Raw genomic sequence first — 26,667 nt, 5'->3', positions numbered from 1 at the left:
ATATTAAATATTTAATATATATAAAAAAATTAAAAATAAAATACGACATGCTACCTATTAAATATAAGTCTCATGTCGTATAAAAGTCTTTTTTCTATTATACTTCTAATAATTAGTAATATATCTTATAAACAACTTTATATTATCAAATTTTTATAATATTTGTTATAAAGCAAATCCATTACTATTTTATATTTTTTATTGGTATATTAGCCACTAAAGCTGGATTATTTCTTTCAACGTTTTCTGGCTTACTTACAGCTATCTCAACATCTTCAGCATCTATTTCTATATATTTAGATATTACTTCTAATATCTCTATTCTTATTTTTTCCAGGGTTTCGTGAGGTAAATCACCTCTATCATGTATCAATATTAATTTTAATCTATCTTTTGCTACTTCTTTAGGTGTTGGTTTATTTGAAAACTTTTTAAAAAATTCCACCTCTCATACCCCCCTTTTAACGTTTAAATAATTTCTTTAATGATGCGAAGAATCCTTCTCCCCCTGTTTTTAAATCTAAGAGAGGAACTTCTTCACCATTTATTCTTCTTGCTATATTTCTAAAGGCTTGTCCTGACATTGACTTTTCATCAAGAACTATCGGCTCACCTTTATTAGTTGACACTGTTATGTTTTTATCATCAGGAACTACTCCTAAAAGTTCTATTGATAAAGTTTCTATTATATCAGGAACATCTAGCATATCCCCTCTTTGAGTCATTTCATAATTTAATCTATTGATTATTACTGCATGGTCATCTAACCCTTTTGCATCTAATTTTCCAATAACTCTATCAGCATCTCTTACAGATGTTATCTCAGGATTTACTACAACTACTGCTCTGTCTGCGCCAACAACAGAATTTTCAAATCCTTGTTCTATTCCAGCTGGACAATCTATTAAAACATAATCAAAATCTTCCTTTAACTCATTAATTACTTTTAACATATCTTGTGGTCTTATATCATCCTTATCCTTAGTTTGAGCTGTCGGTAATAAGAATAAGTTTTGATATCTTTTATCTTTTATTAAAGCTTGTTTAAGTCTACATCTATTTTCTATAACATCTGTTATTGTATAAACTATTCTATTTTCAAGTCCCATTAAAACATCTAAATTTCTAAGACCTGTATCACCATCTACAACCACAACTCTTTTATTTAGTGCAGCTAAAGCAGTTCCAATATTGGCTGTAGTTGTTGTTTTTCCAACTCCACCCTTACCTGATGTAATAACTATAGAAATTCCCATTTTTTCTCCCTCCAACACTATATATATTTCTTTGGTAAATATGGTTCTACCACAATAATATTATCTTTAATCTTTGCTAATTCTGGATATGATGGTTTTATTCCATCATCTGGTGCTATAGTAACTATATCTGCTATTTGAAGTATTTCTGGTTGAAGATTAAAGGCTGAAATTATGGCTTTTTTATTACCACCTACACCTGCATGTACTTGACCTTTAATTGTACCTAATACAACTATATTTCCACCTGCATAAACTTCAGCTCCATTATTAATATCGCCAATTATAACAATATTTCCGTAGTATTTTACTAATTGTCCACCTCTTATTGTTTTCTTTATAAATTTAGTTTTTCCTTCATATACTCCATTAAAAATTTTATTTTCTTTTTGATCTGTTTGTTTTATTTCTTCAAAGGTACAATCTTTTATTTGTATATCTTCAAATAAAATACCTCTCAATTTCAAGATATCATTTTCATTTAAACTTTTTAAATTTGTTATTATTTTAATAGACGAACCTTTATAAAAGCCCTTTCCTATTGTTAATTTCTTTAATAAAGCTTCTATCATATCATCAAAATTAAAAAATCTGTCTATATCAATTGTTGCATTGATACCTTCCTTTGTACCTTTTATTTGAATTCTATCATCGTTCATTGGCCACCCTCCACCAATAATTAAGGTTTCCATAATTATAAATTTAATTTATCTATTCTATAATTATACAATTACATTATAGCATTTAACAACAATAATTTACATAATTTATAGTAAAATAAAAAAAACCATGTAAAAACATGGTTTTTATTGGTTATTTGTATTCGTATTTAAGTTATTATTTGCATTTGTTACATTATTTTCTAGTTTTATACTATCATCTTTGTTATCTTTCAGTGGTGATTCTAAAACATATTTTCTAAATGATTCTGATTTAGAAGCATATGAAGGATCAATTTTTAATAACTCTTCCTTAAAGAAAGCTTCATATATAGCCTTATGAATTGTTGCACCTTCACTACCTCTCTTACCATCATAAATAGTAGAAAATATAGCTATTTGTGGATTATCTAATGGTGCCATACTTATATAGTTACCATATGCTAATCTACCTTGGATAGCATATTGTTCATCTGTACTAAAGTCAGCTGTACCTGTTTTTCCTCCAACCTTAATTGGAAAATTATTAAAACTTAGATAAGCAGTTCCGTTACTTGCACTAGTATTAACTTTATACATACCATCTTTTATAGCATTTAGATAATTTTCTGGTATATCCAATTTATCAACGACCTCTGGTTTATATTCCTTTATAACTTCTCCTGTTGGTGATGTTATCTTATCTACAAGAGTAACTTTATATCTTGTTCCGCCACTAGCTAAAGTTGCAACATAATTCGCAATTTGTACTGGCGTAAATGAATTCATACCTTGCCCAATTGCACTAGATATTATTTGCCCTGGTGTTTTTATTTCAGATGTTAAGTTGTCTAAAACATAATAAGCTATTGCATCACAAATTACTCCAGCTTCTTCATTAATATCCACAGTTCTTCTTTGTGAAGTTTCATTAACCTTAGCTTTATAATCTTCTGATAAATCCATTATTTTTTTTACATATGGAACTAGACTTTCTGAATATATAGAATTATTATAAATTTCTTCATCTGTTCCAACTTTTTCTAAAGCGGCTTTCATTTCAGCCTTAAGAGCTGTTTTGGCTTCTTTTAATTCATCTTTATCATTTTCATTTTCTTCTATATTTAATGGAATAAATGAATACGAATAATAGCTTCCATTTTTTAAAGCTTCTACTATTTCGTACATTGGTCTTTCTACTATTTTATCTTTCCATGATTTAAAATTATATACCTGACCAAAATTTTCTTCAATTTGTATTCCCGTTGATAAACTTTTATTATTTTGCTCTTTAGGATCAACTCCAAAACCAAATTTCCATGCATACTTTGCTAGTGTATCTAATGCTTCTAAATTTCCTCCATTAACATCTCCACCACTATTTTTATATAGTCTATATCCAAGTTCATAGAAATAAAAGTTAGATGATACTTGTAGAGCTTTTCTTAAATCTGTTGCCCCATTCGCTACACCTTCAAAATTCTTTAATATCATTCCTCCTAATTCTTCTTTACTCCAAGTACCACTAGTATCACTCATGGACTCATATTCATTAACTACACCTTCCATCAATGCTGCTGTAGCAGTAAGTGGTTTAAATGTGGAACCTGGTGGCAATAATCCTTGTGTTGCATAATTAAAGAAGTTCTTAGGATACACATCTATTGCATCTCTCCTTACCCCTGTAGTTTCATCTACTGGAAATAAGTCATCTATATTCCCTTTGGCTCCAGTTCTTTGCATATATTCCTTAGCAAAACTCTCTATATCTGGATCAAAATATTGCTTCGATAAATCCTCTGTTAACATTCCTGGTATAGAAAATATATTGGGATCATATCCAGGATAACTAACCATTGCAATTATTCGGCCTGTATTAACTTCTATTGCTACAACTGCTCCTCTAGTTGCATTTGGTGCAATACTTTTAATACGTTCCATAGTATCTTTAAGTGCTTGTTCAGCTGCATACTGAACATCTTTATTTATTGTTAAATGAACATTATTTCCTGGGTATGAATCAAGCTTAAATAACTCTTCAGTTACTCTTCCTTTAGAGTTTACCTTAACAGTTGTACCTCCCTTTGTTCCCTTTAATTGATCTTCAAAAGATGATTCTATTCCAGCTACACCAATTAAATCGGAAGATACATCATATCCCCTTAATTCATAATTTGTTTCTTTTGAAGAGTCTATTGATGATAAATATCCTAATGTTCCCGATGCTAAAGTATTATATGGATAATATCTAATTGGTTCTATGCTTACATCTATACCTGCTAAGTCATTTAATTTTTGATAAATTATAAATGCTGTTTCTTTCTTTATATTTGAAGCAATTGTTACTGCTCTATAGCCCTTAAAACTTTGCATTTTTACAGCATCTTTTACAACTATATAATTTCTTATGTCGTTAATAGAATATGTAGCTAAAAGCTCATCTAATATTTCTTTTCCAGACATCTTCTTGTAAGCTTTCATCTTATCATCATATGCATCAACTCTTGCTTCATATTCTTTATCACTTTCTCCTTCTTCTTGAATTGGAGATGGATTTATAAGTTCCTGCAAACTATATACTTTAACTAATTTGTAGAAAGTTTCTTCTGGAGATATCTTTAATAGCTCACTATCTACTTTAGCTATTTCTTCATCTGTATAGTCTGATTGTTTATCTTTGTAAAGTTCTTGCTCTATTTCTTCATTTAATCCTCTATCTCTTTTAAACCTAACTTCTACAATTTTTTTAGTATCTGCATCATCTGTCTTAAAATCAAAATAAAACTTTCCGTTACTATCTATTTTTAGTATTAATTCATCTTGAAATTTTTCGCCATTCTCAGATAAAATTTTAAAAACTTTATCCATTGTTTCATAAAAGTTTTCTTTTTCATCACTTGGCTTAGTATAAGTTAATGTATATGTCTGAATATTAGTTGCTAAAACATTACCTTCACTATCATATATTTTTCCTCTTGGGGCCTTCTCAGATATAAATCTTGTAGAACTTATATCTGCTTTTTCCTTATAATCCTCATGCTTATAAACTTGAATATATAAAAGTTTAAACATTATTGTAGTAAAGAGTAATATCATTATGGCATTTAATACAGTGTACCTTGAAATTTTCTTTTTCTTTTTCGGCTTATTTACTATCATTTAAACCTCCATGATCTATTTTTATATTCAATATCATAAAGCTTTAAAACAAAATTATACCCTAAAAACATTATTACAGCATTATACAAAGCAGTAAACATCCCCACTTGTATATTTATTGTTCTACCTGCAAGCTTAAATATTGTAAATATTGACAATACCTTTAATATAGATATAAATATAATTGATATTACAGGTATGAATTTTTTTTCCCTATATATGTTTTCTCCTATTATAGCTGCTAGTAAACATAATAGCATATTTATCAAAGTATTTATCCCAAAGCTATTGTCAAAAAATACATCTTGCATTAACCCTGCTACAACTCCAATAAATACTCCTTCTGATTTTCCATTTATTATTGAGTATGCTATTATAAAGATGAAAAGTAAACTTGGATAAGATCCTTTTATAGCTAAAAAAGGCATAAGAGAATTATCAAGTATTAAAAGCACTAGTGAAATTAAAATTAAAACCCATTTTTTCATATACTACCCTCTAATTATCATATTTTATTTCTCTTGTTTCCTTTGGAATAACTACAAAAAGCTCTTCTAGCCTATTAAAATCAACAAAAGGTTTAACTATTGCCGTTTTCATTACCTTAATTTCGTCTGTTTCAACAGATATAACTTCCCCCACTCTTACTTCCTTTGGATAAATTTGTCCAAGTCCTGATGTAACTATTACATCACCTTCTTTTATTGCTGAATCTATTGGTAAATTAGTAACTTTAGTCAAGTTATCATTACTATGAGTTATATATCCCTTTAATATTCCAGTTGTCTCTCTTGTACTATTTATCATTACAGAAACTGCTATATTTTCATTTAATAAACTTTGAACTATTGCCCAGTTGGAGCCTGTACTAGCTATTTGTCCAACAAGTCCTTTGTTAGAAATAATAACCATACCCTTCTTTAGTCCATCATTTTCACCTTTATCTATAATGTATCCATTGGAAAAACTTTCACCACTATAGCCTATTATTTCACATCCTAAATAATCATAATTATTTTTTGAATCTTTAAAGTTTAAAACTTCCCTTAACCTATCATTTTCTTCCTTTAATTTATCATACTCTAATATCTTATTTTCTAATTCTATATTTTTTTTAGTTAAATCATTATTCTCTTCTTTAACCTTTGAAAAATTTAAAAAGAAATCTAAAGTTCCCTTTATTTTATCATTTATAGTATATACCACTTTTTGCAGAGGGTTAACAGCACTACCAAAACCACTTGAAACAATATTTTTTTGTTCACTATTAATTGTATAAATAATTATGCCTAAAAAGGCAACTGACAGCACTATTATAGTAACTGCCAGTTTATTCTTTAGAAGCTTCATTATTGACCTCTTTGACTTTTGCTTAATTCATCAAAGTTATCTAATGCCTTACCCGCTCCTAAAACAACACAATCAAGAGGTGATTCTGCTATATGAACAGGCATATTTGTTTCGTGGTTAATTAACATATCCAATCCTCTTAATAGAGCGCCTCCACCAGCTAACATTATTCCTTTTTCCATTATATCTGCTGCAAGTTCAGGTGGTGTCTTTTCTAGAGTTGTCTTTATTGATTCTATAATTGCATATACAGGTTCCTTTAATGCATCTCTAATTTGAGTATCTGTAACTACCACTGTCTTTGGTAATCCTGTAATCATATCTCTTCCCTTGATATCCATGTTAATTTCTTCTTCATCTGTTTTATATGCTGATCCAAGTTCCATTTTAACTTGTTCTGCTGTTCTTTCACCTATCATTAGGTTAAATTCTTTCTTTATATAAGCTATTATTGCTTGGTCTAATTCATCACCAGCTACTCTTAATGACTTACTAGTTACTATTCCACCTAAAGAAATTATAGCAACTTCTGTTGTTCCTCCACCAATATCAACTATCATACTTCCTGTTGGTTCTCCAACTGGAAGCCCTGCTCCTATTGCTGCCGCCATAGGTTCTTCCATTAGTACAACATCTCTTGCTCCTGCAAATTTAGCTGCTTCTTCTATTGCTCTTCTTTCAACCTCTGTTACTCCTGATGGATAGCAAACTATAATTCTTGGACTAGTAAAGGCACTTTTGCTAGTTACCTTTTCTATTAATTTTTTTAACATTGTTTGTGCTATGTCAAAGTCAGCTATAACCCCATCTTTTAATGGTCTAATAGCTACTATATTTCCTGGTGTTCTTCCTATCATTAACTTAGCTTCAGCACCTACTGCTAAAGGTCTTCTTGTAGCACTATTTATAGCAACTACTGAAGGTTCACTTAAAACTATACCTTTCCCCTTAACAAAAACAAGCGTATTTGCTGTTCCTAAATCTATTCCCATATCCTTATTACTACTGAAAAATCCCATATGAATTCCCCTTTCGCTTATATTATTCCTTTTTCTTTTAAACTTACAAATTTATATTTTCCAATTATTAAGTGATCTAGTAAATCAATTCCCATTATCTTGCTACACTCTTTTAATCTTATAGTAATATTAATATCTTCTTTACTAGGTGTAGGATCTCCTGATGGATGATTATGACAAATAATTATACTTGAACTACTTTTTTTAAGAGCTTCTTTAAATATCTCCCTTGGATGTACTATAGATGTATTTAGGCTCCCCTTAAACACGTCTTTAATACCTATAATATTATTCTTTGTATCTAACATTATCAATTTTAATATTTCTTGCTTTAAACCAACCATTTCATTCATTAAAAGCTTTGATATGTCGCTTGGTGAAGATATATTTATATTTTTCTTTAAAAGATTTAATGAACTAATTCTTTTAAAGAGCTCACCCATAGCTAGTATTTGGCTTGCTTTTATGTTTTTAATTCCTTTTATATTAGTAATTTCATTAATATCTGTTTCTAATAAACCACTAAGTCCATCAAATTCAGAAAGTATTCTTGTACTTAATGAAATAACATTTTCGCCTCTTGTTCCTGTTCTTAAGATCACAGCAAGAAGTTCTGCATTACTTAACACTTCTGGTCCATTAAGCAATAGCTTTTCTATCGGTCTTTCTTCTTTTGGTATATCAATAACTTTTATACTATTATTCATCTATGTAATTACTCCTCAAAATAATACTATTCTTATTATTAAATATACCCTAAATTATTATTCTTTAACCTTATTAAGCATTTTATTTAAAAGATTTAATGGTAGTCCTACTACATTGTAATAACATCCATTTATACCTTCTATAAATACACCACCATACCCCTGGATTCCATAAGCTCCTGCTTTATCAAAAGGTTCTTCAGTTCTTATGTAATCATTTATCTCATCATCACTTAAAGTTGAAAATTTAACTTCTGTGTAAAGAGATTTTTCTTCTATTTTATTATTATACATATTTACAACTACTATTCCAGAATAAACTCTATGAGTTTTTCCACTAAGTAGTTTTAACATGTTATATGCATCTTCTTCACTGGTAGGCTTTCCTAATATTTTATTATCTAAAACAACTATAGTATCTCCTGCAATTATTATTGCATCTTCTTTTAGGCTCTCTTTAACACCAAGAGCCTTTCCCTTGGCTAATGTAATCACATATTTATCTACATTGTTTTCAAATAAAACCTTATGTTCATCAAAGTCACTTATTATTATGTCAAATTCATCTATTATTCTATGTAATAATTCTTGTCGTCTTTCTGAGCCTGACGCTAAAACATATTTCAAACCTATCACATCCTATTTTTATACATATTTTATAGTATTAACAAAAGGTGATGTTTTAAACTCTAAATATTTAATGCTTAATTTAACAATGAATAGATATAAAGACAAAGCCATTTATTCCTATCTTATATCTTATATAGTTTATCATTATATAAGACTTCAAACAAGTGGCTTTGTCTTTCTTTGTTTAATTTTTATTTATTTTTAATAGTTTTGTAATTTTTATCCATGATTGCTTTTTATTCCTGTACTTTACTTAATATTGAATAAATATACTCTACTTCTGATACTGTATTTTCTCTAGTAATTAATTCTGGTAACGCCTCTATATGAGCTTTATACTCTTTCAATATATCTACACCTTTACCATCACTAACTTCTTTTAGTTCTTTTGTCCAAATCTTAAAATCTTTTGTATTTATTTCTTTAACTTCTTCATCATTTGCAGTGTTTATTATTTGCAAATAACCTTCTGTTATTGCTGCAATTTGCCCTTGAACTTCATCATTCTGATTTAACACCATACTTATTTTGGCATTTTCTACTCCTTTTGATTTTAGTTTCTCTGTTACTTCTGCTAACTTATCTTCACTTGTTACACCTGCTAATACTCTAAACTTTCCAGTCTCATCCTTTGCAATAAAGGAATTAAAATCATTCCCTATCTTAGCTAATACCTGCTTAGCATTATCTTCTTTGGAAAAATATCCACATTGTATAAAAGAAAATTTTTGTTCTTTAACTTGTTGTTCATTATTCTGTGTATTATTATTCTGAGTATTGTTATTTGTGTTTATTACTGGTTGCAATCCATTGCTATTTATAATAGGCATAACCTTTAGCACTACCCATGCCCCAATTAAACCTATAACTATAGCAGCAAGAGTTGTCATAACTAATGAAGTTATAAACTTAGCTCCATCATTTTTCTTTTTGTAATGATATTTTGTGTACTTCACTTTATCATCCCCCCTTCGGTAATTAACAATTAATTGTTAGTTTAATTACATTTTGTATATTAGATATATATTCTAATATTTTTGATAATATTCATTATGTAAAATTATTTTTTAAATTCCGAAGCAATTTTCTAGTACACACTTTGCGCTGCAAATAAAAATAGTTACACCATAAAATAATGGTATAACTATTTTTATTTGCATATTTATTTAATTATTAATAAATTCTATTTTAGTTCTTTAAGTACTTCTAATAAATAATCCCAAACATTTTTTACTGATGTTATACTCATATGTTCTTGTGGAGTATGAACATCATATAAATTTGGACCAAAGCTAATCATATCTAGCTTCCCTAATTTTTCATTAAATAATCCACATTCAACCCCTGCGTGTATTGCTACTATTTTTGCATCTTTTCCATACATTCTTTTATACACATCTTGGCAAATTCCTCTTACTTTTGATTCACTATCATATTGCCATTCTGGATATCCTGCAGTAGTTTCAAATTCTGCTCCAATAAGTTCTGCTATAGTCTTGCTTCTTAAAACTATTTCATCCTTTAAAGATGCAACTGAACTTCTTATTGCACTATCAAATTCAACCTTAGTTCCATTGGTAGTAACAACTCCTAAGTTTGTTGAACTTTCTACTAAGTCTTTTATTTCTACGCTGTTTGTGTTTATTCCATTTGGTATTAAATATAATAAATTAACAGCTTTTTCAGTACATTCCTTACTGAATACTTTTTCTATCTTTTCGGTGTTTTCTAAAATACTAACATTTATTCCTGGATCTTGTGTCTTTAATTCATTTATTAAAATTGGATTCCATTCATTTATTAATCCTTTAGCGTTCTCTAAATCATCACTTTTTAAGGCTATTATTGCATCAGCTTCTCTTGGAATAGCATTATTTTTAGATCCACCATTTATTGAAACCAATTTAAAATCTAAAGTTAACAAAGATTTTAAAATTCTACCCATTATTTTATTAGAGTTTCCTCTTTCTTTATTGATCTCCATTCCAGAATGGCCGCCCTTTAGTCCTCTTACTGCTATATGTAAGAAATTATTGTAATCTCCAGCTTCTTCTAAATTTACATTTAATACATGCTTACTTCTTATCCCACCTGCACAACTTACTAATAGATGTCCTTCTTCTTCATTATCTAGATTTAATAATATCTTTCCAGTTACATGTTCTTTAGCGATAGCCATTGCTCCTGACATACCAGTTTCTTCGTCTGTAGTTATTAAAACTTCAATAGGTGGATGTGATATATCTGTTGACTCTAATATAGCTAAAGCATAAGCTACTGCAATTCCATTATCTGATCCTAAAGTAGTATCTGTTGCATAAACCATATCATCAATTACTCTTAATTTTAAAGGGTCCTTTTCAAAATCATGATTAGTTCCTTTATTTTTTTCACAAACCATATCCATATGACCTTGAAGTATTACAGTATCAGAACTTTCATACCCCTTTGTTCCAGGCTTCTTTATAATAACATTTAATGCATTGTCTTGAATTACTTCTAAATTTAACTTTTTAGCTACACTTACCAAATAATCACTTATAGCCTTTTCATTTCCTGATCCTCTTGGTATTTGTGATATCTCTTCAAAATATTTAAAAACATTTTTTGGTTCTAAATTTTGTAAAATATTCATGTTTTTTTCTCCCTTCTTAGTAAATTATGTTAGAATTAATATATAGTTTTAGTATATCATAGTATATATGATACTTAAATTCTATTTTTTTATTATAAATATTCTAAATATTCTTTATATTTAACTATTTTTAATTTAAGTGTGAGGTGATTTTTATGCAAAAAACAAAAATGATTTTTACAATTGGACCTGCTAGTGATAACGAAGAAATTCTAAGAAAATTTATAGAAATAGGGATGAGTGCAGCTAGATTAAATTTTTCACATGGCACTCACGAAACTCATAAACAAAAAATAGATCTTATAAAAAAGGTTAGGGAAGATTTAAAATCTCCTACTGCTATTATTTTAGATATTAAAGGTCCAAAGATTAGAACACACAACTTTGTAAATGATGGTGTTCTTCTAACTGAAGGTCAAAAGTTTACTTTTATTTGTGGTAATGAAATACTGGGTGATAATGAAAAATGTTCTATATCCTATACTGACTTATACAAAGATGTCAAAATCGGTGGAGAAATTTTAGTTGATGATGGTTTATTAAGATTCAAAATAGAAAATGTAACAGGAAATGAAATTAATTGTATAGTTACAGTGGGTGGAACTATTAAAAACCATAAAGGTGTTAATGTTCCTAATGTTAAAATAAACCTACCTTCCATAACCGAAAAGGATAAAGAAGATTTAATTTTTGGATGTGAAAATAAAGTAGACTTTGTTGCTGCTTCTTTTATAAGAAAAGCTTCTGATATAGATGATGTAAGAAAGGTTTTAAAGGAACATAATGGTGAATATATCCAAATTATTGCTAAAATAGAAAATCAAGAAGGTGTAGATAACATAGATTCTATAATAGAAGCTTCAGATGGAATTATGGTTGCTAGAGGTGATATGGGTGTTGAAATTCCTATTGAAAAAGTACCTATCATACAAAAAAATATAATAAGAAAATGTAATGAAGCTGGTAAAATAGTTATAACTGCAACTCAAATGCTTGACTCTATGATAAGAAATTCTCTTCCTACAAGAGCTGAGGCTTGCGATATATGTAATGCAATCTTTGATGGAACTGATGCTATTATGTTAAGTGGAGAAAGTGCAAGTGGAAATTATCCAATAGAAGCTGCTATAACCATGTCTAAGATAGCAATAGAAACTGAAGAAAACTTAGACTACAATTACTTAAACAAGCGATTAAAAGAACCTTCATTGACTTCTTTCTCTGAAGCTATTAGTTATTCAGCTTGTAGAAGTTCAAACCTCTTACATGCAAAAGCAGTTGTTGCTGCTACTAATAGTGGTGCAACAGCTAAGCTTATATCAAAATATAGACCTAAATGCCCAATTATTGCTATAACTCCTTATGATGAAGTTAGAAGAGGCTTAAATCTTAATTTTGGAATTTTCCCTACTAAATGTGATGTATTTACTACTACCGATGAAATACTATCTGAAGCTAAAAAAGTTGCTACTAACCTTTCCTTTGCAAAACAAGGCGATGATATAATAGTTGCTGCTGGAATGCCAAGTGCTGAAATCGGTGGAACTAATATGCTTAAGATTGAAAAAATCTGATAACAATTGTTATATTTTGCGAAGCAAAATTTCTAGTTCATAGTTCACAAGGCACAGTTCACAGTTGTTTTCATTTTATAAGTAACAGGGAACAGGTATCAAGTACTAAATGTAAACTATAGATTTATTTTGCGAAGCAAGCTTCTTAGGTAAAAAGTAACAGGTATCAGGGAACAGGGAACAAGCTCAATTATAGTCTTCTACACTTAACTAAGTTTTTAATTTCCCTCACCAATTATTTTTTATCAATAACTTAATTCATTATTAATTTAAATTCTTAATATAAGTTGGCGAAGGTAAATAGACGGTGAAATAAGCATATAGCGAGAATTTAGAAGTACTTGGTGAAGGAAGAACTACTATGCCTTAGTGTTGTTGGTTTGTCTGAGGGCAGCGAGTTTAACCAAAACTCTTGGCATAGTAGTTCTCCAAGCCTAGCACTTCTTTGCGTAGATATTTAGCTTATGAAACATATCTATTTATCGTAGCCTTTATATTTGCAATTTATATCTTTTATTAATTAAAAAGTCCTTTAAACAAGTCTCCTAATGAAACTCCTTCATCTGAATCATTGTATTTCATATATTCTTTTGATTTTTCTTCTGCATCTTTTATTGTTAATGATATCTTCTTGTTAACTTTATCTACATCTAAAACTTTGACTTTAACTATTTGTCCTACTTTAAGTACATCAGATGGCTTTGCTATGTTTTCTTCTGTTATTTCATTAATGTGAACTAATCCTTCTACACCAGGAAATAGTTCTACAAATGCTCCAAATTTTAGCAAATTAACTACTTTTCCTTCTAAAATGTCTCCAACTTTTAAAGTTGTTGCATTAGTTTCCCATGGATCTTTATCTACATCTTTTAATATTAATGAAACTCTTTCATTTTTTGTATCTACTTCTCCAATGAATACTTCTACTTTATCTCCTACACTTACTACATCTTCTGCATTATGAACTCTTCCCCAAGATAAGTCACTTAAATGAATTAAACCTGTTATTCCTCCAATATCTACTATTGCTCCAGCTTTAATTATTTTCTTAACTATACCACTTCTCTTTTCTCCTGATTTTACAGATTTCCATAATTCTTTTTTCTTATCTTCATATACAGCATCTTCTAATACTCTTTTTGATGCAACTATCTTTCTAGCTTTAAAATCTAGTTCTATAATTCTAACTTCTATTTCTTTTCCAACTAATGAACTTAATTCTATTCTTTCTCTTGATGCCAATGAAGCTGGTATAAATATTCTTATGTTTCCATAATAAGCAACTAGTCCGCCTTTAACTTCTTCCTTAACGTATACAGTTATATTTTCTTCATTATTAAATGCGTTTAAAATATCTTCCTTTTCTGTTATTTCTAAAGCTCTTGTTCTTGAAAGTTTAACATAACCTTCTCCATCATTAGGTGATAAAACATATACTTTTATTTTATCTCCTTTACTTACAACTTCCCTTGGATCTTTATCCATGTTAGTTAAATCTTCTTTTAAAATCATTCCATCAAATGCATAATTGATATTTACCATAACTTCTTTATCATTTACATCAATTACTTCACCGTCTAATATATCTCCAGTTCTTATTCTCTTAACATCAAAGTCCTTTAGTAAGTCCCCCATTGTTTCTTCTAAAATTTGGTTAGTCATGTACTTCACTCCTTAAAAAAATCTTGTATCATAAATTAATTTTAGAATAATATGTTATTGATTACAAGTATATACGCTTCAATAAATATTTTTATACTCCTAAATATATCTTTGCAATAATATAAATTAAATATGCTATAATTATATATATTATATAATTATAGTTTTAATTAGGTAAGTAATATTTATTAACTCTTTTAATGTTAATTAATATTGTAAAATAGCAGTAATATTACGATATAAAGAGTATTTTTTACTTTTTATCTAATTTACTATCAAAAATCCTATTATTTAACTTTAAATGCATTTTGAGAAATTATATTTCTTACTGTAATATATAAACATAATCTTTTCTTGGAGGTGAAACTTATAAAAAAGAATAACAAAAAAATAATAATAACCTTATTTTTTACATTTGTTTTTTTAACTTCTAGTTTTCTGATCGATACAATATCTATATTTGATAATGTAACTCATGGTGAAATTACTGTATCTGCTAAACCTAAAAGTTCTGGTGGATTTAAATCAAGTTCTGGATTTAAGTCAAGTTCTAAATCTAGTTCTAGCAGCTTTAAATCAAGTGGTGGTAAATCCAATGTGTCTAAATCATCAAATTCTTTTAAAAGCGGCTCTTTTAGTAATAGCTCTAGTAGTTCATCAAATAGTTCAAAATCTAGTAGTAATAGTAAGACAAGTACTTCAAGTTCCAATTCAAAATCTACATCCGGCTCATCTAGTGGCTACAAAAGTGGTTCCTTTAGCAATGTAGATAAAGGTAAGTCTGGAACATCAAAGAATTTTTCATCCGGTTCCTTTAGTACCACTGATGAAAATAAAAATAATTCAACCGACACTGCTAATGAAAATAAAACTACCCAAGATAAAGATTATAAAGACACAACAACTAGTTATGATGGTGGTTTTTCTTTTGGAGATATAGCTTATGGCTTATCTGCTATGAGAAATTTAGGTTTTAGTAGAGGGGGATCTTCTTTCTCTTTAAGCTCTATTCTAACCCTTGCTATTATCTTCATAGTTATAGTTTTTGTAGTAAAATCGTATTTAAAAAATAGAAAATATTAATATTAGGAGGATACCAATTATGGGAATATTCACAAGAATGTCAAATATGTTAAAATCGAAAGTTAATTCAACATTAGATGAAATGGAAAATCCAATAGAATTGTTAGATCAAAAAGTTAGAGATATGGAAAAGCAACTTAATTCTGCTAAATTAAATTCAGCTCAAATAATAGGTAATGCTCATGAAATTAAAAAGAAAATGGAAGCATCTGAATTAGAGATAAAAGATTTCGAAGATAAGGTTAAATTAGCTTTATCTAAAAATAATGAGGATTTAGCTAAAAGAGCTTTAGCTAAAAAAATAGAAGCTGAAAAGAAATTTGCTAACTTAAAATCTAGTTATGAAGCTGCAAGAGAACAAGCTGACACTATTAAGAAGAACCTTGCTGCACTAGAAGCAGAAATTGAAAAGACAAGAAATTATAGAGATGAGGCTGCTGCAAGATATAGTAATGCTAAAGCATCTCAAAAAGTTAATGAAGTTCTTGCAAATGTTCAAACTAAATCAAACTCTATTGAAATTGATAGTATAGAAAGAAAAATCCAAAGACATGAATCTTTAGCTAAAGGATTAGGAGAGCTTAGAGATGTTGATACATTTGATAGTGAATTTGAAGCATTGGATACTGTAGATCTTGATTTAGAACTTGAAAAATATAAGAATATTAATTAGGTGTATAAATGTCAAATACTATAGATTTTATAAATAAAGAAAAAGAGAATATAGGAAAAGTTTATACTGATATAACTTATGCAATAAGTGAAATAAGTCCTTTTCTTGATGAAAGTTTTTTAAAAAAGCGAAAGTATTACTCTAAACTCCCTATATTAAAAGAATATATGGATATGATAAATGATGAAGAATATGCTTCGAAAAATAAGAAGTTTTCCTTTTTTAGAAAAGATGATACGATATCAAATTTAAATAAATATAAGCAAAATAATTTAGAAGCTTTTAATCAATTTCAGAATTGTTCTAAATGTTCATGTTTAAATTGTATAAAAGAATGTAATTTCGAAAGTTGTAGTGGTTGTAGATCAAATTCATATATTAAGAGTTGCGATAAAAATAAGTTAAATGTTCGTTTTCACAGTAACTTTATTTTAGACTTAACTAATAACAATACTGGAAAAGCAAGTAAATATAAGGTTCTTGCTACATTAGAAAATTGTGATATTAATAGATTATATATAGCACTAGAAAACATTTATGATTCTAATGATAAATTTATACTTTATTACTATCCTGGTATTTCAAACGATGATTTTGGTGAAATAACAGATGAAGAAGAGTTTAATTTAATTGTTGAAACCTTTGAACAAACGTAATAAATTGCTTCGCAATTTTAAACTAAGAATGGATAATGTATAATTAAGGTAAAATCCTTAGGACTCTTGAAAAGATAAGCCCATCTACTACAGCTTGGCTTAAGTAGATGGGCTTTCATACTAAGTTTAGTTTCAAGATTTATTATTGTATTACTTTCATTTACAGGGTTTATATTTAATAAATAAATGCAAAAAAGAACTTCTCCTTGAAGTTCTTTTTTAATCTAAACAATTTATCTAGTGAATACTATTTCTTCCTCATTAGACATTTCTTCATTAAATTCATATCCATCTAAATTAAATTTTTTAATTTCTTCTATTTCTTCTATTTCATTTTGAATAATGTATCTAGTCATCATTCCCCTTGCTTTTTTAGCGTTTAAGGAAATTATTTTATATTTATCTCCTCTAAGTTCTTTAAAAGTCGGTGTTATGACAGTAACATCTTCTCTCTCAAGTAATCCTTCAATTGATTTGAAATATTCTTGAGATGCTAAATTAATTATAGTTTTATTCTTGTGTTTTTTTATATCTTCTAGAATACTTTCTTCCAAAGAATTATCCCAAAACTCATATAAATTTTTAAATTTATCTACAGGTAATTTTATTCCCATCTCTAATCTATATTCATTAATACCATCTAAAGGTCTTAATATTCCATATAATCCTGATAAAATTCTTAAATGATCATTTGCATAAAAAAGTTCTGAATGGGATAGACTTCCAACATCCATTCCTCTGTAAACATCACCCTTAAATGCCAAAATTGCTTGTTTTGATGTTTCTAAATTAGTTGTCCATTTTTCAATTCTATCTTTATTTAGTGTGGCTAATTTTGTGCTTATTTTCATAAGTTTTTCTAAAGAATAGCTATCATAATTTTTAAGTTCCTTATTTATTATCTTTGATTTTGCTAAAAATCTTGGTTCACTCGTTGGTAAGTTATTATCTTTCTTTTCAAAATCTAAAGTCTTTGCAGGAGAAATAACTATTATCATAACCAATCCCCCTTCCTTTTTCTATTATACTATCTTTTTCTTTTTCATTTCACCATAACAATAATTTATTATATCACTTCTTTTTATTATACCAATAAATATGCCTTCATCATCTACTACTGGTACAAAATTTTGATTTGTTGCAAGAGAAATTAAGCTCTCTACATTTGAGTTTATTGATACACTTTTATGTTTTCTTTTCCTTGGAATATCAGTTACCTTAACATTTTCTGTATTCCTAAAGTTTAAATCTGGAGTACTTTTTAACTTCCAAAGTAAATCTCCTTCTGTTAATGTTCCTACATATCTACCTACTTTATCTATTAATGGAATAGCCGTATATCCATGGTGTTCCATTCTCTCTATCACTTGCCTCATTGTTGCATCTAAATATTCATATATAACTTCATTTTTTGGTGTTAAGAAAAATGCTATATTCATATTTTATCATTCTCCTATACTTAAATTTTAAAACTAAATCACGTATATATTTTATCACATTTGAAATGTAATTGTTTTAAATTTATAATTATTTAATACTTTATTAATCTATCATATATTTTTTTAATTTTATATCCATAATTTATATATTCGATTTCATCTATAATGGTAGAAATTTCATTGTATACTTCTTCTCCACTAAAAGTCTTTTTAACTATTAATTCATTCATCACTTTATTATTGCATTTAGGACACTTTCCAAGAGATATAAATCTCCACTTTACAGGAGTAAAATTATATTCAATATCTAAATTAATATTACACTTTGGGCATTTTTCATTAAGCTTTTTTATATCTAATTTATATTCTTCTAAATTTTTTATATCCATTGCTGGCATATTATAAATATCCTTAATAATATAGTTCTTAACTGCTCTTGAATTATATATTCTCTTAAATACTAAAGAAGTGTACACCGCATCATTTAAAGCATCATGTAATTTATTATTGTCAATTTTTATCTTCAATTCTTCTAATGCATTTTTTAAACTTAATGACTTCTTCTTAGCTAAGATTTTAGTTGAGTATTCTTGTAAATCTAGATAGTTTTTAAGCCACTTTAAATTATCATAATTATGATACATAGCATTATTTATTATTTCGATAATATCATCTTTTGCCCATGAACAAATAATATCATCATCTTCTATCATCATAGCTAATCTTTCTATTCCTTCTTTAAAAGAAATTCCTTTTTCTATATCTTCTATTGTTATATTAGTAATTTCAGATATTTTAGGATTTAATATAGGAATAGCAACTGGCTTAATATATGTCTTAAACTCTTCTAATGGTTTCATATAATTATCTAGCTTTATTGCCCCTATTTCTATTACTTCGTTATCTAATTCTGCATTCTTTAAATTTGGATATTCATCAAATATATTTGAATAATACTTATGTATTCCTTCTAAATTATTAAATTCTAAATCAATTATTATAAATGCCATTAGTGTACCTCTCAAAAATTTTATTCATAGGTATATTATGCCATTTTTATTAATGATTTTCACTATAATTTATAATTTTTAATATAAGAATTTCCTGAAAATCAAAAGAATAAAGAGCTGCCGCAAAGACAGCTCCACTTATTTAATTATCACTAAAGTCAATCCCAGCTAACTTCATTAAATGAACTGCATTTTGGGTTTTACTTTTACCGATTCTTAGTTTATAGTCAAATTTTATATTATTTTTTTCGTAGTATTCTTGAAAATTATAATTTTTTAACCATATTTTTGTTTTTTCTAAATCACATAATTCTAAATCATGTGTAGACACAAGTCCTAAAGCTTTATTATTAACCAATTGATTTATAAGCACCTTTGCTCCTTCATGCCTATCTTTTGAATTTGTACCTTTAAATATTTCATCTAATAAGAAAAATACTTTTTCCCCTTTCTTTGCAGCTTCAATTAATATTTTTATTCTTAATATTTCTGCATAAAAAGATGATATACTTTCTTCTAAATTATCTTTAGTTCTCATGCAAGTATATATACTAAAAATACCACAAGTAAAACTTTTACTGCAACTTGGAGCTCCTATATAGCTTAGTAATAAATTTAATCCTATTGTTCTTAAAAAAGTACTTTTCCCAGACATGTTTGAACCGGTAATTAAAGCAACTTTTTCATTTGATGTTAATGTAAAACTATTTACTACTGCTCTTTCTCCTAACATAGGATGGCCTATATCTATTGCTTCTACTATATCTTCATCGACTATTTTAGCATAACTCCAGTTTTCAAAATCAAATGAAAGATTACTTATACTTGATAGTGCCTCAAATTCTCCCATTATGTCAAGCCACTTCTTAAGCTTATCTCCATTTATTTTTCTCCATTCTTCTAAATTTCTTAAGATAAAAATATCTGAAAGTATTGTTATGTTTAATAGCAGATAATATGCATTAGATGAACTATCCCCTAGCCAATCTACTAATTTTTTAAGTTCCTTCATTTCTTTAACACAACTTTTGCTATTGTTTTTTAGCTTAAGCTTTAGATCTTTTAAAAATATAGACTCAAAGTTTTCATTATCTATCAGCATTAACAAATTTGTATATGCTTCTATATCTTTTTTATGCTTATCAAATAATTTTATTATTGGTATCAAATCTTTTGTAAGTATTTTTACAACTAAATAATTAATCATAAACATTAAAATCAAATAACTTATTGGTAATACATTAAGAATTACTAATACTACTGACATCACAGTAATTACTATAAATAAATATGGAATTATTTTAAATAATGGTTTTATTTCATTTTTACTTTTTGCCCATTTTAAAAGTTCATCAATATCTTTTGTTCCACTTTTCTTAAGTGTGGATTTAACTTCTAGACTTTGTCTCCATTCAACTTTACTTCCTAATTCCTTAATTGCATCTTGTTTTTTTAATATTTCATCTCTAGTTGGAATACTTTCTAAAGTTAACATTTTAAACAATTTACTTCTTCCAAATTTCGTTTTAGTTGAATTAATCATTTGAAAAAGCGAGTTTCTCCCAAATATATCTAAATCGCTAACAAATGGATGCTCATCTTTTAAAAATTCTTCTCCTTTATCTTCATTTTCCTTAAATTCACCTTTTATTCTAGATATTCCTTTTCGATTTATATTTATATAAACTTCATATTCCTTTTTCTCATTTATCTTTATATTGTGATAATAGGCTATTATGATAAATATAATGAAAAGTAAAATTAAAGACATAATTAATGATATAATATTTTCTCTTTTGTAAAAATAATACGATAGTATTATAGCCACCCCAACTATAAGTAATCTTAATATAGATAACTTGGATATAATATAATTTAATTTTTCTATGTTAGCTTTATATTTTAATATTTTTTCTTCATAAAAACTTAATGCCTTGTTCACTTTCATACCACCCTTCATCATTATTTTATCATAAAACTTTAAACTTTCTCATTAATTCTTAAGTAAAAGAACTGAAGTAAGAAAATTATAAAAAATTATTCACAAGGCAATGTTTTGGTAATTTCCTCGTAAATAATAAAAGAGGCCTTACGGCCTTTTTTACTTAAGTGAATTATAAATAGTCTCTAAATTATATTTCATTCCTTCTAAATATGATTTATTATCTTCTTTTGTTTCTAAGCTATATATCTTTTCTACCTTAGCTCCTACTTCCTTTGCTAAAGTCTCTGATTCCTTTGCACTTGCTGCAGATTCGCTAAATACAACTTTAACATTATTTTCCTTGCAATAATTTATTAAATCTTCTAAGTTTTTAGGAGTTAATTCACCTTCTCCAAAAACATCTGCTATACTTTTTTGAGTTAATCCAAAATCTCTACATAAGTAAGCAAAGGCTGCATGTCCAGTGATAAAATCTTTATTATCAATTTCCTTAAATTTAGTTTCATATTCAGATTTTAAGCTAATAAATTCTTTCTTTAAAGTTTCATAGTTTTCTTCATAATAATCTTTATTATCAGAATCTATTTCTGATAATGCATTTTTTATATTCTCAGCTTCTTTTATTGCATTTTCTAAACTTAGCCATACATGAGGATCCTTTCCACTATGTTCATGGTCATCATCTTCTTCATGTTCATCTTCATTATGTTCATCTTCTAAAATTTCAATAGTTTCAATCCCTTGGCTTGCCTCAACAACCTTAACATCTTTATTTTCAATTGTATTTAAAACAGAATCTATCCATTCTTCCATTCCTAGTCCATTGTATATGAACATATTTGTGTTTATTAAATTATTTAAATCTTTTGGTTTTGGATCAAAACTATGTGCATCACTACCATCTGGTATTATTGAAAACACTTCTACTTTGTCTCCACCTATAGCTTCAGCAAAATCTTTTAAAGGACTAATAGTAACTCCTACTCTTAGTTTTTGCGAGTTGTCCTCATTATTTTTGTTAGTACAGCCTGAAAAGGAAAATATCATTCCCATTACTAAAGCTAAAATCAATAAATTTTTCTTCATTCATCCACCTCTTTTGCAAATGATTTGCATTATTTACTGATATAATTTTATCTCCATATACTATTATTGTCAAGACTATAGATAAATATAATTAATTTCTATATTTTTCTTTTTAACTATATTGCTTTCTCTTAATTGACATGTAAATATCAGTAACTGCTTAAATTTGCACATTAAAAGTATATCTATTGCCCTTTCAGTTCTCTTATCGTCATATTGTACAAAGGCATCATCTAATATCATTGGAAATGATATATCTTTATATATCATATTTATAAAAGCTAGTCTTAGGGATAAATATAACTGATCATTAGCTCCGTTGCTCAGCATAGCTCCCGGTAATACCTCTACCCCATTTCTAACTTTCATTTCGTAGGAATCTGAAACCATCACATTATCATATCTGTCTTCTGTTAATTTATTGAAGTATTCTATAACACTTGAATTTAAAATACTACCAAAGTTACCTCTAACTTCTCTTATTGCTTCATTCATTTTTTGTATAGCTAGTTCAGTAGCTTTAAGCCTTAATTCCAATTTATTAATATTTTCTTGTACTTCTTCTATCTCCTCTTCAATTTGAGATATAGCTCTTTTACCTATAAACCTATTATTAATATCATTTTCTACATCTTTTATATTTTTCTCGACCTCAATTAATTCATTTGATTTTATTGTAACTTGATTATCTATCTCATCTTCTGAGGAATAACTATAATTTATGTTTTCATTTATAATATCTTTTAATTCTTCTTTTATAGCATCAATATCTTTATCCTTAGTCAATGCTTTATAGGTTTCCTCTATACTAGCTAAGCTTCTTAATACATCATCTCTTTGTTTTATTTTTTGCTTTATTTCTAATAGTTTTTCTTCTAAATTATACAAATTCATATCTTCTAGTCCTATGAATTCTAGCTTTTCCCTTATTCTTTTTTCTCTTATATTAAGCTCTTGTTCTAACTTATTAATTGACTCTTGTTCTTTTTCTATGTCTATCTTTATTGATAATATTTCATTACTTACTAAATCGTATTTGGATAACATTATCATAACCTCATTTGTATCATTTGTTTTAGCTAAATTCAATATATCCCTTATATATTCCTTATTCTTTTTATAATTATCTTTTACACTTTGTATGTTAAGTAAATTAACATGCTTTTCTTTTTCTGATATTTTTATATTTTGCTTTTCTTCATATAATACAAATTCATCAAAAAGCTTTAATTTCCTAATAAAATCTTCATATGAAGTTGAGCCTATAATTTTAGTAAATTTAAATATTTCCTTTTCTATTACTTTTATTTCATCTTCTAGCTTTTTTACACCTTCTGCACTATCATTAATTTCACTACCTTTTTTTATTTTAGATTTCATAGTAAAAGATATATACATTAATACACCTAATATCAATGCTAGTATTATTGATACAATTAATGATAAAGCCGAATTTCCTTTTAATAATATTATTGATATTAAAAGCATCACAATAAGTATAGAAAATATATTTATTAATTTATAGCTCTTTTTTATTTTATTATCTGTGTTTTTTATATTGATATCATTAGGAACATGTTCTAATTTGAATTTAATTTCTTTTAATTTATCTTCATATTCTTCTAATAGGCTTGAAATTTCTTCTCTTCTTCCTTTAAAATTTATTGCATTTCCTATTAATGATTGTTTTTTCTCTATTTCTTTTTTAATTAAATTTATATCATTTATCAAATTTTCATAATTACTTATTTTTTCTTCTAAATTTTCTTTTTCCATAACAGCTTTTATAAATTTATTTTTCTCATCATTAGTTAAATTTTCTATAAAAATTATTTCTTCAAATTCATTTCTTTTATTTTGATAAAGTACTTTACTATTTTCTAATTTTTTTTCCTCATCTATCTTCATATCTAACAAGCTAAAATATAGTGAATTTTCATCTTTTATATCATTTAGTAAAACTTCATCTATTATCCCATTTCTTGAAGCTATACTTTCTTCTATATATCTTTCCTTCTTTTCTAACTCTTCTTTTTTCTTTAAATATTCAGTTATGTCTTCATATTCTTTCTGAAGCTTTACCTTCTTAATGTATTTTTTGTATATATCCAAGTTTTTTATTTCTTTTCTTAAAGATTTTCCGCTCTCTCTTAAATTTATTAACTTTTGTTCATTTTCAAGATTATTCTTAGATAAATTATACCCTTCATATCTTTCTTCTATTAGCAGGTTATATTTATTTCTAAGTAAATCTAATTGTCCATTTTTTCTTGTAGTGGTTATTGATTTTTTTATATCATCTAATTTTTCTAAAGCTTTTTGGATTGATATATTTTCCTCTTCATCACCTAATAAATTTGCAGCTTTATCTATTATCTCTTCTTCTCTATCTTTGGAAAAAGCCACTCCTAGCTGACTTATAAATAATGTTTTTATAAATGTTGAGGAGTTTACTTTTAAAAAATATTTTCCTGGCTCATCACTTGGGATATTTGTAATAATTTCTCCTGTTTCTGCATCTAATATCTCTGAGGTATCATCTTTCTTAGTTGTTCCAAAACTTCTTCTTATTATATATTTTCTATCATTATTCGATACATAAAGCTCTCCTCTTATTTTTTCACCATCAATAGGCATAAACCTTATCCTATCATTATTCTTTATGTCCTTACTTCTTTTCGAATTCATACCATATAACCAAATTCTTATGAAGTTCTGAATTGTACTTTTCCCTTTTTCATTTTCACCATATATTATATTTATTCCATCTTCTAACTCTAATATTTTATTCTTTAATCCTGCAAAAGAAATTATATGTATTTTACTTATAATCATTTAAATTCACTTCCTCATTAGACAGACATTGTATACCTATTTTTAAAGCCATTTTTATAATCTCATCTTCTAATTCATTTTCTTCTAATAACTTTCTTGCAAAAACACCTTTAATTGAATAATCCTTTGATATTTTATCAAAATCTAGCTTTACTCCTGTTTTATCAACTACTTTCACAAAATAGAAATATTCTTTAATTTTTCCAAAAATTATTTCCTCATTTAGTTTTATATATGAATCTATTTCTCCCCTTAAAATAATTTTATACAAATTATTTTTTCTTTCAGTTTCCTCTATTGAAGAAACTATTTTATCTTTTATTTCTTCATAACTAACTAAATCACTTATATCAACATCTATTACATGATAATTTCTTTTGGAAGTTTTAAAAAATTTCAAATCTACTGAACCCTTGAAAACTTCCCCAATTATTACTCCTTTATCTCCAAGTTCATCAAAACCTCTTCCTTGTGGGCATCCAGCATAAGCATAACAAGTATTTCTTTCTCTTAATATACCACTATAATTATGTCTATGACCTATTGCTATATAATCCATATTGCTAGACTCTATATCTTTTAGTGTTATTGGATTATAAGCATTCCCACCTTCATTGTTTGAAATATCTCCATGAATAGTCATTATATTTATATATTTCTTATCAATATAAATGTTCTTCATGATACTTTTGTTAATATGATGAGAGGTAAATGCAGCTCCCCATATAACTACGCCTAAATCTTCTAGAGTTACACTTTCCATTGCTCCTTTAAAAATATGAACATTATTTGGCCACTCTATCATCTTATAAAAGGATTTTTCATTATATGGATCATGATTTCCTGGAGATATAAATACTTTTATATTTGATATTCTTTCTAGTTCACTTCTGATAAAAACTAAAGTTTTTTTATCAACAGTTAAATTATCAAATATATCACCAGTTAGTAGTAAAATATCAACAGAATTCTGTACGCATATGTTAATAATTCTACTAAATACTTCTAGGAGTTCTTCTTTGCTTATTAATGATATATTTTTATTTAAATCCTTAAAAGGAGTATCAAAATGTAAATCTCCTGATTGTAATATTTTAACTTTATTCATATTATCACCTTTATTTTTAAAATGTAAACGAACTTTTGTTCTCATTTTATCATTTTTCTATTTTATATACAATATTAAAGTATTATAGAACAACAATAATATATTAATTTCTTTAAATTTATAGTTTTATTAATACTATATAATTAACAAAATAAACTCAAAAACAAGAAAAAAACTCCCAATAGTATAATCCCCTTATGGT

24 protein-coding genes are annotated in these 26,667 nt (G+C 27.1%); 4 read left to right on the top strand and 20 right to left on the bottom strand.

Translation table 11 applies throughout. The annotated features are described in order from the left end of the window. Positions 1-184 precede the first annotated feature (184 nt). The 11 genes from minE to AAT22_RS03485 all read right to left on the bottom strand — a co-directional run bounded on the left by minE (position 185) and on the right by AAT22_RS03485 (position 11,394). Positions 185-445, bottom strand: coding sequence for a cell division topological specificity factor MinE (gene minE / locus AAT22_RS03535; RefSeq protein ID WP_016207987.1), 261 nt, complete (start codon positions 443-445; stop codon positions 185-187). Between the two features lie 16 nt (positions 446-461). Continuing rightward, entirely contained in the window at positions 462-1,256 is a 795-nt protein-coding gene (minD, locus tag AAT22_RS03530) for a septum site-determining protein MinD (protein ID WP_016207988.1), read from the bottom strand. Positions 1,257-1,273: 17 nt separating this feature from the next. Further along, a complete protein-coding gene (gene minC / locus AAT22_RS03525; protein ID WP_016207989.1) occupies positions 1,274-1,915 on the bottom strand; it encodes a septum site-determining protein MinC in 642 nt (213 codons plus the stop codon). 147 nt (positions 1,916-2,062) lie between these two features. Continuing rightward, positions 2,063-5,053 carry a penicillin-binding transpeptidase domain-containing protein gene (locus AAT22_RS03520; protein WP_047000272.1) on the bottom strand — a complete coding sequence of 997 codons (2,991 nt, stop codon included), beginning with the start codon at positions 5,051-5,053 and terminating at the stop codon, positions 2,063-2,065. Further along, on the bottom strand, positions 5,050-5,541 hold the full coding sequence (gene mreD, locus AAT22_RS03515; protein WP_047000271.1) for a rod shape-determining protein MreD: 492 nt from the start codon (positions 5,539-5,541) through the stop codon (positions 5,050-5,052). The genes AAT22_RS03520 and mreD overlap by 4 nt, the downstream gene beginning before the upstream one ends. A gap of 10 nt (positions 5,542-5,551) precedes the next feature. Then, entirely contained in the window at positions 5,552-6,403 is an 852-nt protein-coding gene (gene mreC / locus AAT22_RS03510; RefSeq protein WP_047000270.1) for a rod shape-determining protein MreC, read from the bottom strand. Beyond that, positions 6,403-7,422, bottom strand: a complete 1,020-nt coding sequence (locus tag AAT22_RS03505; protein ID WP_016207993.1) for a rod shape-determining protein — start codon at positions 7,420-7,422, stop codon at positions 6,403-6,405. The genes mreC and AAT22_RS03505 overlap by 1 nt, the downstream gene beginning before the upstream one ends. A gap of 17 nt (positions 7,423-7,439) precedes the next feature. Then, positions 7,440-8,129 (bottom strand): DNA repair protein RadC, encoded by a 690-nt coding sequence (gene radC, locus AAT22_RS03500; RefSeq protein WP_016207994.1) that lies wholly within the window; start codon positions 8,127-8,129, stop codon positions 7,440-7,442. 57 nt (positions 8,130-8,186) lie between these two features. Beyond that, a complete protein-coding gene (locus AAT22_RS03495) occupies positions 8,187-8,756 on the bottom strand; it encodes a Maf-like protein (RefSeq protein WP_047000269.1) in 570 nt (189 codons plus the stop codon). 239 nt (positions 8,757-8,995) lie between these two features. Next, positions 8,996-9,715 (bottom strand): SPOR domain-containing protein, encoded by a 720-nt coding sequence (locus AAT22_RS03490; RefSeq protein WP_047000268.1) that lies wholly within the window; start codon positions 9,713-9,715, stop codon positions 8,996-8,998. 227 nt (positions 9,716-9,942) lie between these two features. Beyond that, positions 9,943-11,394 (bottom strand): aminoacyl-histidine dipeptidase, encoded by a 1,452-nt coding sequence (locus AAT22_RS03485; RefSeq protein WP_016207997.1) that lies wholly within the window; start codon positions 11,392-11,394, stop codon positions 9,943-9,945. A 155-nt stretch (positions 11,395-11,549) separates the two neighbouring features. Here AAT22_RS03485 and pyk point away from each other — a divergent pair, with 155 nt between their 5' ends. After that, positions 11,550-12,968 (top strand): pyruvate kinase, encoded by a 1,419-nt coding sequence (pyk, locus tag AAT22_RS03480; RefSeq protein ID WP_016207998.1) that lies wholly within the window; start codon positions 11,550-11,552, stop codon positions 12,966-12,968. Positions 12,969-13,484: 516 nt separating this feature from the next. Here the strand turns inward: pyk and rpsA are convergent. Both rpsA and AAT22_RS19515 read right to left on the bottom strand, forming a co-directional pair. Then, complete coding sequence (gene rpsA / locus AAT22_RS03475; RefSeq protein WP_016207999.1) at positions 13,485-14,630, bottom strand: 30S ribosomal protein S1; 1,146 nt, start codon at positions 14,628-14,630, stop codon at positions 13,485-13,487. Positions 14,631-15,103: 473 nt separating this feature from the next. Next, positions 15,104-15,226 (bottom strand): hypothetical protein, encoded by a 123-nt coding sequence (locus AAT22_RS19515; RefSeq protein WP_278279788.1) that lies wholly within the window; start codon positions 15,224-15,226, stop codon positions 15,104-15,106. Position 15,227: 1 nt separating this feature from the next. On the opposite strand from AAT22_RS19515, the gene AAT22_RS03470 reads away from it, so the two are divergent. Genes AAT22_RS03470 through AAT22_RS03460 form a run of 3 tightly spaced genes read left to right on the top strand, consistent with a single transcriptional unit; the run spans position 15,228 to position 17,042 of the window. Next, entirely contained in the window at positions 15,228-15,713 is a 486-nt protein-coding gene (locus tag AAT22_RS03470; RefSeq protein WP_052953900.1) for a hypothetical protein, read from the top strand. A gap of 19 nt (positions 15,714-15,732) precedes the next feature. After that, positions 15,733-16,386: a PspA/IM30 family protein gene (locus AAT22_RS03465; RefSeq protein WP_047000267.1), complete on the top strand. Its 654-nt coding sequence runs from the start codon at positions 15,733-15,735 to the stop codon at positions 16,384-16,386. Between the two features lie 8 nt (positions 16,387-16,394). After that, positions 16,395-17,042 carry a hypothetical protein gene (locus AAT22_RS03460; protein WP_047000266.1) on the top strand — a complete coding sequence of 216 codons (648 nt, stop codon included), beginning with the start codon at positions 16,395-16,397 and terminating at the stop codon, positions 17,040-17,042. Between the two features lie 233 nt (positions 17,043-17,275). Here the strand turns inward: AAT22_RS03460 and yaaA are convergent, their stop codons facing one another. The 7 genes from yaaA to AAT22_RS03425 all read right to left on the bottom strand — a co-directional run bounded on the left by yaaA (position 17,276) and on the right by AAT22_RS03425 (position 26,465). Then, entirely contained in the window at positions 17,276-18,040 is a 765-nt protein-coding gene (gene yaaA, locus AAT22_RS03455; RefSeq protein ID WP_047000265.1) for a peroxide stress protein YaaA, read from the bottom strand. Between the two features lie 24 nt (positions 18,041-18,064). Next, entirely contained in the window at positions 18,065-18,481 is a 417-nt protein-coding gene (locus tag AAT22_RS03450) for a CBS domain-containing protein (protein ID WP_016208004.1), read from the bottom strand. 92 nt (positions 18,482-18,573) lie between these two features. Next, a complete protein-coding gene (locus AAT22_RS03445; protein WP_016208005.1) occupies positions 18,574-19,491 on the bottom strand; it encodes a 3'-5' exonuclease in 918 nt (305 codons plus the stop codon). 142 nt (positions 19,492-19,633) lie between these two features. Further along, positions 19,634-21,433 carry a DNA mismatch repair protein MutS gene (locus AAT22_RS03440; protein ID WP_047000264.1) on the bottom strand — a complete coding sequence of 600 codons (1,800 nt, stop codon included), beginning with the start codon at positions 21,431-21,433 and terminating at the stop codon, positions 19,634-19,636. Positions 21,434-21,592: 159 nt separating this feature from the next. After that, positions 21,593-22,522, bottom strand: coding sequence for a zinc ABC transporter substrate-binding protein (locus AAT22_RS03435; RefSeq protein WP_047000263.1), 930 nt, complete (start codon positions 22,520-22,522; stop codon positions 21,593-21,595). Positions 22,523-22,597: 75 nt separating this feature from the next. After that, positions 22,598-25,357, bottom strand: coding sequence for an AAA family ATPase (locus AAT22_RS03430; protein ID WP_047000262.1), 2,760 nt, complete (start codon positions 25,355-25,357; stop codon positions 22,598-22,600). Beyond that, on the bottom strand, positions 25,344-26,465 hold the full coding sequence (locus AAT22_RS03425; protein WP_047000261.1) for a DNA repair exonuclease: 1,122 nt from the start codon (positions 26,463-26,465) through the stop codon (positions 25,344-25,346). Before AAT22_RS03425 ends, AAT22_RS03430 begins: the two co-directional genes overlap by 14 nt. Between the last annotated feature and the right edge of the window lie 202 nt (positions 26,466-26,667).

Source organism: Clostridium sp. C8, from assembly GCF_001010885.1.
Classification (GTDB): Bacteria; Bacillota; Clostridia; order Clostridiales; family Clostridiaceae; genus Clostridium; species Clostridium sartagoforme.
Note: the sequence above shows the minus strand (reverse complement) of the source record. Positions and strands in the feature narration are given on the sequence as shown.